At 53.7% G+C, this 11,668-nt stretch carries 11 protein-coding genes, 1 tRNA gene and 1 pseudogene; 4 read left to right on the forward strand and 9 right to left on the reverse strand.

Annotation, left to right across the window (positions count from 1 at the left end):
- Positions 1-24: 24 nt before the first annotated feature.
- From sufD to O77CONTIG1_RS18665, 5 genes and pseudogenes are all read right to left on the reverse strand, one after another.
- Positions 25-1,371 (reverse strand): Fe-S cluster assembly protein SufD, encoded by a 1,347-nt coding sequence (gene sufD / locus O77CONTIG1_RS18645; RefSeq protein ID WP_068513676.1) that lies wholly within the window; start codon positions 1,369-1,371, stop codon positions 25-27.
- A 14-nt stretch (positions 1,372-1,385) separates the two neighbouring features.
- On the reverse strand, positions 1,386-2,171 hold the full coding sequence (sufC, locus tag O77CONTIG1_RS18650; RefSeq protein WP_068513680.1) for a Fe-S cluster assembly ATPase SufC: 786 nt from the start codon (positions 2,169-2,171) through the stop codon (positions 1,386-1,388).
- 46 nt (positions 2,172-2,217) lie between these two features.
- The gene (locus O77CONTIG1_RS18655; RefSeq protein WP_286132401.1) at positions 2,218-2,811 is read right to left on the reverse strand and encodes a restriction endonuclease subunit R; all 594 of its coding nucleotides are present in this window, start codon (positions 2,809-2,811) and stop codon (positions 2,218-2,220) included.
- A gap of 61 nt (positions 2,812-2,872) precedes the next feature.
- A pseudogene (gene sufB, locus O77CONTIG1_RS18660) lies at positions 2,873-4,310 on the reverse strand (Fe-S cluster assembly protein SufB).
- 192 nt (positions 4,311-4,502) lie between these two features.
- Complete coding sequence (locus O77CONTIG1_RS18665) at positions 4,503-4,856, reverse strand: ferredoxin-thioredoxin reductase catalytic domain-containing protein (RefSeq protein ID WP_068513682.1); 354 nt, start codon at positions 4,854-4,856, stop codon at positions 4,503-4,505.
- A gap of 139 nt (positions 4,857-4,995) precedes the next feature.
- Between O77CONTIG1_RS18665 and sufR the strand changes: the two genes are divergently transcribed.
- From sufR to O77CONTIG1_RS18680, 3 genes are all read left to right on the forward strand, one after another.
- Positions 4,996-5,604: an iron-sulfur cluster biosynthesis transcriptional regulator SufR gene (sufR, locus tag O77CONTIG1_RS18670; protein ID WP_317134143.1), complete on the forward strand. Its 609-nt coding sequence runs from the start codon at positions 4,996-4,998 to the stop codon at positions 5,602-5,604.
- Between the two features lie 299 nt (positions 5,605-5,903).
- On the forward strand, positions 5,904-6,365 hold the full coding sequence (locus tag O77CONTIG1_RS18675) for a PPC domain-containing protein (RefSeq protein ID WP_068513685.1): 462 nt from the start codon (positions 5,904-5,906) through the stop codon (positions 6,363-6,365).
- Between the two features lie 159 nt (positions 6,366-6,524).
- Positions 6,525-6,597 (forward strand) — tRNA-Phe (locus O77CONTIG1_RS18680).
- 114 nt (positions 6,598-6,711) lie between these two features.
- On the opposite strand, the gene O77CONTIG1_RS18685 is transcribed toward O77CONTIG1_RS18680, so the two are convergent.
- Entirely contained in the window at positions 6,712-7,251 is a 540-nt protein-coding gene (locus O77CONTIG1_RS18685) for a helix-turn-helix transcriptional regulator (RefSeq protein ID WP_068513688.1), read from the reverse strand.
- Between the two features lie 396 nt (positions 7,252-7,647).
- Here O77CONTIG1_RS18685 and O77CONTIG1_RS26375 point away from each other — a divergent pair, with 396 nt between their 5' ends.
- Positions 7,648-7,830, forward strand: coding sequence for a hypothetical protein (locus tag O77CONTIG1_RS26375; RefSeq protein WP_156435460.1), 183 nt, complete (start codon positions 7,648-7,650; stop codon positions 7,828-7,830).
- A gap of 228 nt (positions 7,831-8,058) precedes the next feature.
- Here the strand turns inward: O77CONTIG1_RS26375 and O77CONTIG1_RS18690 are convergent, their stop codons facing one another.
- From O77CONTIG1_RS18690 to O77CONTIG1_RS18700, 3 genes are all read right to left on the reverse strand, one after another.
- Positions 8,059-8,583 (reverse strand): helix-turn-helix transcriptional regulator, encoded by a 525-nt coding sequence (locus O77CONTIG1_RS18690; protein ID WP_172799726.1) that lies wholly within the window; start codon positions 8,581-8,583, stop codon positions 8,059-8,061.
- A gap of 562 nt (positions 8,584-9,145) precedes the next feature.
- Positions 9,146-9,979 (reverse strand): DUF2232 domain-containing protein, encoded by an 834-nt coding sequence (locus O77CONTIG1_RS18695; protein WP_084782837.1) that lies wholly within the window; start codon positions 9,977-9,979, stop codon positions 9,146-9,148.
- Positions 9,980-10,457: 478 nt separating this feature from the next.
- Positions 10,458-11,522 carry a polysaccharide biosynthesis/export family protein gene (locus O77CONTIG1_RS18700; RefSeq protein WP_068513693.1) on the reverse strand — a complete coding sequence of 355 codons (1,065 nt, stop codon included), beginning with the start codon at positions 11,520-11,522 and terminating at the stop codon, positions 10,458-10,460.
- Positions 11,523-11,668 lie beyond the last annotated feature (146 nt).

The following is an 11,668-nucleotide window of genomic DNA, read 5'->3' on the forward strand; positions in this document are numbered from 1 at the left end:
GGGTTTGGAACTAAGGGTCTGGAACTAGGAGTTTGGGCGAAGGAGGGATGAGGAGGCAAGCGATTCCCGCAGGGAGGCGATGGGAATCTTCTCCAAAATTTCGTAGGCGAAGGCGTAAATTAGCAAACTCTGGGCACTAGTGGCATCGATACCTCGGCTTTGCAAGTAAAATACTTCGTCAGCCTCAAGCTGGCTAACGGTTGCGCCGTGGGTGCATTTCACGTTGTCGGCGACGATTTCGAGCTGGGGCTTGGTGTCGATCCGCGCTTTGGACGACAGCAGCAGGTTGCGGTTCAGTTGTCCGGCATCGGTAAGCTGCGCGGCTTGCGGCACGAATACCTTACCGTTGAAAATGACATGAGCGCGATCGCCCGCAATATTTTTCTGCAACTGGCGCGTGACGCAGTGGGGCCGACTGAGGGCGATCGCGCTGTGCAGGTCGCTTTCCTGGTCGCCTGTGGCCACGGTCAGCCCGTTCAGCGTCACCTCAGCCTGTTCGCCCGTGGGATGTACCTCCAGGTGATGACGCGACAGGGAAGCACCCAGGCTAACAGCATTGCAGGTGTAGCGGGCGCTGCGCTCAAGGGAAACAGCAGTTTTGCCTATGTGGACGGCGGCTCGGCTATCGCGCTGGAGGCGGGTGTGGTTCACTGAAGCGTTTTCACCCACCCAGACTTCGGTGACAGGATTGACAAAGTAAGATCCCTCGCTCAGGGCCAGATAATCTTCTAGCAGCGTAATCGAGCTATTCGCCTCGGCAAGCACCAACACACGAGGCTGGCTGAAGGTCGGCGTGTCTGCTGCCGTAGACACGAACAGCAACCGAATGGGTTCTGCGGCTTCCACGTTTTTGGGTACAAACACAACCGCGACATCGCTCAAGCCAGCAGTGTTTAGCGTGGTAAATAGCTCCTCAGCATTGGGCTGCTGCGCCAAGTAAGGCTGGAGTCGCTCAGTCCAGGCAGCATCCAGTCCTGCCAGACTGGACACCGTTACGCCCGACGGCACATCCCCCAAGGCTGACAAGTTCTCAGAATACGCGCCGTTGATAAAGACCAAGCGACGGCTAGCGGTTTCTGGCATGAAAAACGCTTCCAGGTCATCCAGCCGCATGGTAGGCTCGGCCTCAGCGACCGCTAGCTTCAGATTCAGCAGCGCCGACAAGTCGTTGAATCGCCATTCCTCATCGCGGCTGGTCGGAAACACCCGCCCCTGAAGCTGGCTCAGAGCGCGATCGCGCAGTGGCTCCAGGGCTGCAACTTGCGAAGGAATCGCCCGCGCCAACTGCCGCAAGTGCTGAAGAAACTCCGCCCGCTGAGCAGCGGCTGGCGATATGGGTGTATTCACCTCTGGGGAAACTTGGACTGTCATCGTGCGATCGCCCCCTATGCCTTCACCGTCGAGTCTTCCAGCACCCACTCATAGCCGCGCTCCTCTAGCTCCAGCGCCAGTTCCTTGGTGCCGGTGCGGATAATTCGACCATTCGCCATCACATGCACATAGTCGGGCACGATGTAGTTCAGCAGGCGTTGATAGTGCGTGATCACCAGCATGGCGTTCTCAGCGTTCGCAAGCTGGTTTACGCCATCCGCCACCACCTTCAGCGCGTCAATGTCCAGTCCCGAATCCGTTTCGTCCAAAATCGCCAGCTTCGGCTCTAGCAGCGCCATTTGCAGAATCTCGTTGCGCTTCTTCTCGCCGCCCGAAAAGCCCTCGTTCACACTGCGGCTGAGAAAAGATGCATCCATCTTTACCACGTCCAGCTTTTCGCGCACCAGCTCATCGAAATCAAAGGCATCCAGTTCTTCTAGCCCCTGGTGCTTGCGCTTGGCGTTGTAGGCGACGCGCAAAAAGTCCAGATTGCTAACACCGGGAATCTCCAGCGGATACTGAAAAGCGAGGAAAATACCAGAGCGCGATCGCGCTTCGGGTTCCATCTCTAGCAAATTCTGCCCCAGGTAAATCACCTCGCCACCCGTTACTTCATAGTCCGGATGTCCAGCAATCACCTTAGAAAAGGTGCTTTTTCCAGAGCCATTCAGCCCCATAATGGCGTGAATTTCGCCCGCCCGAATTTCCAAATCCACACCCTTCAGGATCTCCGTGCTGTCCACCTCAGCCCTGAGATCCTTCACCGATAAAATCACCTCGTTGCTGCCTTCTCGAATCACCGTCTCACCTCGTTACACCGTTAATGTCTGTTCATCTCAAGAATTTCTAACAGTCCCGGATCTTCTTCAAAATGCGAAGCACCTCGTACAGATCATTTCCTGGATTGCGAACTGCAAAATATCGAGAAGTCGCGTATACAGGAAAGTCCTGGCTCATGAGCTTAATAAACAGAAAGTTCTCACCGTTTGTAACCAAACCGTAGCCTGGGCGATCGCTATCTGGTCTGCCCAATAAGGGTCTGCCCAATAAGTAAGAGAGTAACTGCGCCAGACCAGATTCAATTGAAAGCGCCGCGCGTTTCGATTCAATTACCAACAGCCACAGCTTCTCCTTTAACACCAGAATATCCAATGTGCCCGTAACAACAACGCCCTCATTTTCTTCGATTACTTCAATGACTTTTTCGGTTTTCACTTGATAAGGCGACAAGTAAAAATCTGCTAGCAGCAGCAAAGGAGAAACCATCACCAACTGAATAGGCTTTTCCAAAACAGGCGGATCAGTGACTAGGTTGAGATAGGCAGACTTTACCTTGTCTAGAATTTTTTGTTCCTCTGGCGAAATCTCTGGCAAATCGGTCTGCCATTCTGGAAAAAAAGACGCATCTTCGACATATCGCAAGTGGAACTTGTCGCTCAAGTCGCGGAGCGTAATAGCGTTGGCAGATAAAACTTGCACCATAAAATCGTGAGGCATTCCTCTAGCCGACGCTGCCTTCGAGCTTCAGCGCCAGGAGGCGATCGGCTTCCACCGCAAATTCCATCGGCAGTTGGTTAAACACATCCTTGCAAAAGCCGCTAATCATCATCGAGATTGCGTCCTCAACCGAGATGCCACGCTGCTGCAAGTAAAAAACAACTGTCTTCACCAATCTTGGACGTAGACGCTTCATGTTCCACCCGTGCTGTGTTGTTTTGCACCTGGATGTAGGGAAATGTATTTGCGCCTGCGGTGTCGCCAATCAGCATCGAGTCGCACTGGGAATAGTTGCGTGCGCCGTCTGCCTTGGGGCCAATTTTCACCAGCCCGCGATAGCTATTTTTCGACTTCCCTGCGGAAATGCCCTTGGAGATAATCGTGCTGCGGGTGTTTTTGCCAACATGCACCATCTTCGTACCCGTGTCGGCTTGCTGCATGTTGTTAGTCAGCGCGACGGAATAGAATTCGCCCACGGAGTTGTCGCCCACCAGCACGCAGCTCGGATACTTCCAAGTAATGGCAGACCCCGTTTCGACCTGCGTCCAGGAGATTTTGGAATTCACACCCTGACACAAGCCACGCTTCGTCACAAAGTTATAAATGCCGCCCTTGCCGTTTTCATCGCCCGCGTACCAGTTTTGCACGGTAGAGTACTTGATTTCGGCATTGTCCAGCGCCACCAACTCTACCACTGCGGCATGGAGCTGGTTCGTGTCAAACATCGGCGCAGTGCAACCTTCTAGATAGCTGACGTGACTGCCTTCTTCCGCGATGATCAGCGTCCGCTCAAACTGTCCCGAATCGCCGTTGTTGATGCGGAAGTAGGTGGAAAGCTCCATCGGGCAGCGAACGCCCTTGGGAATGTAGACGAACGATCCATCGGAAAACACAGCGGAATTCAGCGCTGCAAAGTAATTGTCTGCAACTGGAACGACACTACCCAGGTATTTCTGAATCAGATCTGGATACTCACGCATTGCTTCCGAGATCGAGCAGAAGATAACCCCCTCCTTCGCCAGTTTTTCGCGGAAGGTCGTGGCGACCGAAACGCTGTCGAAGATGGCATCCACCGCCACGTTGGACAGCCGCTTTTGCTCCGAAAGTGGAATGCCCAGCTTTTCAAAGGTTTCCAGCAAGGTTGGATCAACGTCTTCCAGGCTGTTGAGTTTTTTTGCCTGCTTGGGCGCGGAATAGTAGACGATGCTCTGATAGTCGATCGGCGGATATCCCACCGCAGCCCAGTTGGGTTCCTCCATTTTGAGCCACTGGCGATACGCCTTCAGACGAAACTCCAGCATGAATTCTGGCTCGTTCTTTTTAGCAGAGATGAGCCGCACCACGTCTTCGCTTAGCCCACGCGGAATCGTGTCGGACTCAATCTCGGTGACAAAGCCGTATTTGTAGGGCTGATTTACGAGAGATTTGACAGAGGTAGACATTTTGAGGGTTAAGGGATTGGGTGTTTGGAATTGAGGACTAGGCGCGAAGGGAAGGAATTGGGCACTCAGATTCAGCTTGGATCAGATTCAGCTTGGAGGAGAGAACCAGTTGGAATAGGGAACCGCATAAGCCAAATGCATCTGTGATGAAATGCTTCTGCAATGGCTGCTCCCGTTCCCTAGACTCGACCTCTAGTACTGGCTTGTAACTCCGCGGATTTCGTCGAGGCTGATTTCCTGCTTGTCGCCTGCAAAGTCGTTGTCGGGGGTGAGAAAAAGCATACAGTGACATTCTTTGCGTTCGCGCATGGGGACGCAGGGGCAGTTCCAATAGGCTGCGGCCGCTTCGGCTTCTTTATCTTCGTAGTGGCGGCAGGGGCAGAGGGGCGCACCCAGGTCGTCTTTGTGCTTGGCGAGGCCTTCGATGACCACTGCCGTAACGCCTGGATCAACGCAAAAGTAGGTGCCAGTGCGCTTTGCGTAGCTTTCTGCGAAGCTCCGCATCAGTTCCAGGTTCTTTTCAGAAGCTTGAGTTGTTTTTTCCATGAGTAGGGCGACAGCGCGAACGATTCATGCCTATAATTAAAACAACTTGAGAGTTGCTTTAGTTCTATTGTAAAGGTACTTTAGCAACACTTCAGTTGTCAAAGTTAATTGTAAGGCGTTTTGGCGCTTTTGAGGGACGATGACCGCAACTCAGCAACCGTCCACCAAGCAAGACATTCTGCATTACCTCGCTAAGCAGGGGCAGGTGAGCGCTCAGGCTTTGGCAGAGCACTTTGGAATTAGTCCTCAAGCGATACGCCGTCATCTAAAAGATCTGACGGATGAGGGGCTGGTAGAACACGAGGCAATGCAAGTGGGGATGGGTCGCCCCAACTATCTGTACAGATTGAGTCGAGAGGGGCGCGATCGCCTGCCTGAGCGCTACGACGAGTTTGCCGTTTCGCTGCTGACTACCTTGGCGGAAACCGTCGGCCCTGACCAGATGGGGTCGATTCTTCGCAAGCAGTGGGAACAGAAAGCGCTGGAATATCGCAAGCAGGTCGGCAGCGGCACGCTGCAAGAGCGGGTGATGCGGCTGGTTGATCTGCGAAAAGCTGAGGGGCTATATGGGCCGAGTGGCATTTTGTGGAACCTGAAGGCGAGGAGACAGAACCGCAGTTCATTATTACGGAATATAACTGCGCTATTTCGCATATTGCCGAGTCATTTCCTAGTGTCTGTGGGCACGAACTGGAAATGTTTGAGATGGCGTTGGGGGATTGTCGAGTGCAGCGGACCCACTGGCTAGCCAATGGAGAACATCGCTGCGGCTACTTGATTCAAGCGCAGTAATGAGCGCAGAAATGTAGGGGGTTCCCGATGCAGTTATGGGGTTCATTGGGCGATCGCCCGAGGGGTCTTGCTTCTGTCTGAGCTTCTCAGCACAAGTTTTTACGACTGTTGCAGGGTTGTTAAACCTGACGCTTTGCGTGAAGAGTTGGGGCATAATGAACAAAACTCTTCCCAGGCAAAATCTTAGTCGCTTTCGATTTTGTCCAGATCTGTTCTAGCTAACCGTCCCCACTCTTTCAACAACTCACCTTACTCATGACGCACTTTCGCTCGCTCAATGCCTCCCTGCTCCTGTCTGTGGCTTCTCTCCTAATCGGGCTGGGGACACCAGCCTACGCCCAAAGCGCCACTCAACAAGGCAGGACGATGTATAACCCCATTCCTCTGCCTTCCAGCAATGAGGTAACGGATACCCTCTCGGACAAGGATATTCCGACTGGATTTGGGGGCTTTGCCCGCGATTACGTCGTAACTTTTCAAAAGGGCGACCAAGTGGTGATGGATCTGCTCTCCGACGAGTTCGACACCATCATTACGCTGATTGCGCCTGACGGCACTACCATTGGCGAAAATGATGACGGCCCCGATGGAACCACAAATTCGCTGCTGTTTATGCGGATTAATCAAGATGGCAATTACATCCTGCGGGTGCGTCCTTACGGCGGCCAGGGCAGCGGGCGGTTCACGCTCAAGGTGACTCGGCTACGGCCCATCTAGCTGTGTTGATACATCTAGCTGTGTTGATAAAAGCCAGAGAAAATGGCGATCGCCCTTCAAAAGGGGTTGCCAAGATCTCTCAAAGTCTGTTAGCTTAATTAAGCGCTGAAGTTTTCCAAAAGTGCTTGGCCTTCTCCAAGGCTTTAGGGAGCTTCATCTGCCGGGATAGCTCAGTTGGTAGAGCAGAGGACTGAAAATCCTCGTGTCGGCGGTTCAAGTCCGCCTCCTGGCATTGTTTCAGTATGCACATCTTTTTCTATTAGGAAAGATGTTAAGAAAGGGTGCCTTTTGAGGGGCACCCGACGCATCAGGAAGATTTAGTTACGAATGTGGATTCAACCCGCCGCTATTCTTGCGCCCACTCGAAGGCTTCGCGCTTGGCGTAGATATTGCGGACATGCTTTTTCACGGTGTCTACGGTGATGTGCAGATTGGCGGCGATCGCCTTATAGGTCCAGTTGAGGTGGCGCAACAGCCACACCTCTGCCTCGCGTTCCGTCAGTCCGTAGCGTTCTCGTTCGGCGATCGCCCGTTTGCGGGCAGACTGCATCCGGTCCTCGATCGTCACACGCAGGCACGGCTGCTCTACTGATTCCAGCGAGATCCACTCCACCCGAACTCGCAAAGGATTGTTGTTGCTGGTGAGGATTTCGTCTTCTAGAATCACGGTCGTATCCTGGTGTAGCGCTCGGTTATTCACCAGCATTTGGCAAATGCGCCAGATCTGGTTGGGCAAGCGCATAGTTTTCAACCCATCAGGCGATAACATTCGGCAAATTTCATGGGCTGAGCGATTGGCGTAGATGACCTCGCCGCGATCGCTCACAATCAGCACACCATCGATAAAGCTCTCGAAAATCGCTTGCAGTAAAAAGTTGCTGTTCATGGGGGCTTTCCAAAATACACTGCATTTGCCTCGGCGAATGAAAAAGTCAGTTTCCCTGATTCAGAGGTTCCTGGCTGATTGCTCTGGCGGAGCTTTGGGGCAAAGCACAAACGTCAGAGTCATTCGTTGAGGTCGCAGCATTTTCTCGCTGGGTGAGGGATATCTAAATCGCCCTACGTTTGGGCTTCGGAGTGCGATTGAGGTATCTCACTGCTTCAAAAATGCTGTACCCCGATTGAAATCCACCAATCTTCTGTTCAGAAGTGGCACTGTGCCACTATGCAAACTGCTGTTCCGGATGGGGCGTGTAGACGATAGAAAATCATGGATTGAGCGTTTAACTGAGTTGCCACACCGGAGATTGGTTGCTGGAATGAACTGGAACTACTCAGCAGTGTGGGGCAAATCACTGCGGATTGTGCAGGTGCAAAAACGCCGCCGAAAACACCTCGCCTAGCGGTGCGCCATTGCGCCCCCTGGAAGAATCCTGAGGGCGATTGCAGCGGCATCCAGGCAGACGATGTGAACAGGACGCGATCCGGACGCGAAATCATTCCAAATGCCGAGTTGATTGGGTAGTGCTATTGCAGTTATCGGCTCTGTTTCCAGGTTTTACGCAGTGAATTTTGGGGTTAAGCTGGGGTTAGCTTCAGTGGGTGATTGGTCTGCAAAAGGGCGTAAAGCTCCAGATTTGCCAGAGGCTTTTTACTCTTTCCTATCAGTGTTTCTGAGGGCCTACGAAAGAAGTTGCCAGAAGCCTTGCAGATGCACGACTGGCAATCCAAAATCTAAAATCCAAAATCGAGATCAGCTTGCTGCTTCCCAAGGTTCGATTTTGGCGCGGACGCTTTTCAGGTGTTTTTTCACGGTTTCCAGCGTGATGTAGCAGAGGTCGGCAATTTCCTGGCGGCTGTGGCCAGCGCGGTGCAGTTCCCAAATTTCCGTTTCGCGTCGGGTGAGGCGAAAGCGACGGGCTTCGGCGCGGGCGGCTCGGCGGCGCAGGCTGTCCTGGTCTTCCAGAATCACCAGCAGATAAGGGCGATCGCCCTCAGCTAGGGTCATCCAGTGCGATCGCATCCGAATTTGCTGGCGCGGTTCTACGAAGGATTCGCCATCTTGAACCGTGAGGTTGGCGATGTGTCCAGTGGTAACCAACTGGCATACCTGCCAGAGATCCGTCGGCACCTGGAGGGGCGATCGCCGCTCAGCCTGAACCCGATGCCAAAGCACTTTACAAATCTGTCGAGCCGCATCGTTTGCAATAATTAACTCACTTTCCGTCGCGATGAGAATACCGTCTAACAAACTCTCGAACAGTGAAGTAGGGGGCATATTGGGGGTCATTTTAGGGGGCATTATGGATGACTATCCGCCGAAAATCTCTAAATCACGGCGCTAGAAATAGCACTAGACAGCACAAACTCTCGACTTCATAGATCGCTTTATAGATCAAAAGTCCTGTATTTCAAGCAATTTGGAAGAAACGATTGGCGCTGTAGCGTTTAACCAGTAGCGCTAAAGGGGCAGATCTCAACTGTTCAAAGGTGAGGACAGGAATTGAAAGAAAATGACGAATTCAGGCGCTCGGAGCGATCGCATCACTGGCCGTCAAATTGCTCTACAGGTTTTACAATCTGCCATAGCATTTTCTTGCGGGGTGAGGCACGCACAGTCCTGACGAGGCAAACGCTTCTTGACTATCCGTGTACCTCACTAGCTTCAAAAACGCTATAGCTAGATTCGTGCAAAGTCATGGGGGCGATCGTTTAAGTGAAATCAAGTCGTGTTGTACTACAAGGTATTACATTTTCACGATAGGCTATTCCGGAGAGTTTAGTCAATATCAATTCTTGGTATCACTTCTGTACTACATAGCCGTGCTGTGCGCCCCTGTCTATTCCTCTTCCAGCAAGAGTCTTACCCAGCGTGGCGGTTCAGGAATGGCGTTGCCTAGTCGCCCCAGCAAGAGCCATCCCGCCAGGTGAATCGTAAACACATACACCAAATCGCTCAGCAAAAAGGCTCCTACCGTCAGCGCCTGCACAGCGGGCAGATTGATCTGTCCTAGTGCGCCTACACCCAGCAGCCCCCAATCCACGAGCCGCGTCACCAGCCACTCCAGCAAATCGGCGATGCGCCGCGTTAGATAAACCCACAGGTCTTCGCCTACAAAGGCCGACGTTAGCGCGACTCGCGCAAACAAACCCAGCGTCGCCAGCACTGCACCCATGCTAATTGAGATCGGCCAGCCCGCGCCCCGCCGCCACAAAAAGCCAAGCTGCACGCCTAGCAGGCCGTAGGGAATGATGAACAAAATGCTGAGAAATGGGCCCATCAGCACCGACAGCAGCAGCCCCGTCACCAGCAGCGACATCCAGGCAGCCCGCGCTCCCCAGCGCAAATACACCAGGGCGATTGGCAGCGGAAACACAATCCGCATCCAGGGCACCAGGCTAAGATAGTAGCTCACCAGCCACAGCAACCCCGCCGTGCTAGACAAAAACGCCGTTTCCACGAGCTTGAGCGGAGCCGGAGCCACATTGACCTGCACAGGCAGAGGCTCGGGAGAATCGGCGATCGCTAGTTCGGGTTCCTCGCCCATTGCCCGCAGTGCTGCGTCCCATTCGGTATCGCTAGACGAAGAGGGGCAATCGGAGGGCGATCGCCCTTTGCCTTGCCACCCTTGGGCATCATCTTCTGCTGGCACATCATCTCGCAAGTGGCTCATTCAAGTTTCAAACCGCAGCTTTTCTAATATACTTGTGGAGCTGCTCTAATACACTTGTAGAGCTGCCTGCTGCGCTTGTAGTCTGCCTGGGTAGCCCAAAAGGCATCAGGATGGATGGCTTACCTCTGCCATCCACCCTGACCATCGAAGCTGTCGAAACCAATTACAAGCTCAGAACTTAACAAGACTTATCTAACTAGCCACTGTCGCCCGTGTTCCCTACTGGGCACGCTTGATTGATTTCCAGCCTAAGCAGAACGACTCAAGCTAGCTCAACCATAGCAAACCTGGCTTAGGCACATTTGACTCAAGTTAGACCGTGCCGCTCGCCGAGCTTGTAGCGCCTCAGCCCTAATTGCTATCTAGCTGCTGCAATTGCAGTGTCACGGTTGAGTTTTAGGGCGATGCCTTGTCCCATAGTTAGCGCCTCAGCGCTGAAGCGCTGACTACTAGCCTAAGCTCTAGCGGTAACGTAGTACTAGTTATTATTATCGTCTTGCAGCAGTCCATCCAGCCCTTCTATGATGCCAATAATAGAACCGAGGGGATTTAGCACTCGCCCCACCATTTGTAGGAAACTGGTGTCTCGCCGTCTGGGTACAATAACCACATCGCCATCCTGAATCTCGTTGGCATCGCTGAGGTTCCGCAGGTCAAGCATGCGTCGCTCGACAATCCCCTGCTCGTTCATGCGGATAAAGGCGACGCGACTGAGGCGGGCATCTTCGGTCGGGCCCCCAGCGATCGCCACTGCACTAGACACCGAGCTACCGGGCGGCACCTGCACTTCACCGGGCTTGGTCACTTCGCCCACCACGCGCACGCGCACTGTTGCAGGCGAGAAACTAGAGCGGGCCAGCAGTTGGCGATCCAAAACTTCGCCCTGGCCGAGTGGAGGGATGTAAATGCTATCGCCATCTTGAATCAACGGGTCAGCCCCAGCACTATCACTGCTGATGGCTTCCCACAGATTGATTGTGTAAGACTGGTTGCCGCCATTGGGGCCAACGCGACGCAGATAGACTTGGCGGATATCCGCATTTCGCGTAACGCCACCCGCCGAGATCAGCGCGGCGCTGAGCGTGGGCGTGCCTTGCAGGTCTGTTCCTCGCACAGGGCCAGGGCGCATCACTTCGCCAGCGACGTTGACCACGATTGGGCGGGGAGTTAGCACGGTCACTGTGGCTGCTGGATTAACCAGAATCGCTCGCAGCCGCTCGGTCAGGTCTTGCTTAAATTGCTCTGTGGTCTTCCCCGCTGCCTGAATTGGCCCAATCAGCGGCAGGGTGATGGTGCCGTCTGGCAGGATCGAAGTAGTCAGGGTGTATTCGTCATACCCATAGACGGCAATGCTCAGTTCGTCGCCCGTGCCGAGAATGTAGGCAGGTTGCAGGAGTGGAGAGGCAGCGCTGACGGCGGTTACATTCGACACATTCTGCCCGGTCACCGTTTGGGCGGGCGTAAGGCTGGGCGAGGCGATCAGGATCGCTGCCGAGGTGACAGCCGAGTAGCCAATGCGCTTGACAATTTTCCAGGTCAGCATGGGTTGATAGAGAGTAAGAAGGACGGAAAAGCTGGCGATCGCCCCCAGCCCGCCAGGGTGCAGGAGATCCCATTCGGCAATCCAGTAAGGCTTTCAGCGGTATCTCTAGTATTGCGATCGCGCCCTTATGCTGGCTAGACCATTCA

The sequence above is a fragment of the Leptolyngbya sp. O-77 genome, assembly GCF_001548395.1.
Taxonomy (GTDB): domain Bacteria; phylum Cyanobacteriota; class Cyanobacteriia; order Elainellales; family Elainellaceae; genus Thermoleptolyngbya.

What these genes read in the sequence shown, in the direction of transcription:
- sufD (WP_068513676.1), bottom strand. Translation starts at nt 1,371, where the DNA reads ATGACAGTCCAAGTTTCCCCAGAGGTGAATACACCCATATCGCCAGCC.
- O77CONTIG1_RS18665 (WP_068513682.1), bottom strand. Translation starts at nt 4,856, where the DNA reads ATGGAAAAAACAACTCAAGCTTCTGAAAAGAACCTGGAACTGATGCGG.
- sufR (WP_317134143.1), top strand. Translation starts at nt 4,996, where the DNA reads ATGACCGCAACTCAGCAACCGTCCACCAAGCAAGACATTCTGCATTAC.
- O77CONTIG1_RS18675 (WP_068513685.1), top strand. Translation starts at nt 5,904, where the DNA reads ATGACGCACTTTCGCTCGCTCAATGCCTCCCTGCTCCTGTCTGTGGCT.
- O77CONTIG1_RS18685 (WP_068513688.1), bottom strand. Translation starts at nt 7,251, where the DNA reads ATGAACAGCAACTTTTTACTGCAAGCGATTTTCGAGAGCTTTATCGAT.
- O77CONTIG1_RS18690 (WP_172799726.1), bottom strand. Translation starts at nt 8,583, where the DNA reads ATGCCCCCTACTTCACTGTTCGAGAGTTTGTTAGACGGTATTCTCATC.
- O77CONTIG1_RS18695 (WP_084782837.1), bottom strand. Translation starts at nt 9,979, where the DNA reads ATGAGCCACTTGCGAGATGATGTGCCAGCAGAAGATGATGCCCAAGGG.
- O77CONTIG1_RS18700 (WP_068513693.1), bottom strand. Translation starts at nt 11,522, where the DNA reads ATGCTGACCTGGAAAATTGTCAAGCGCATTGGCTACTCGGCTGTCACC.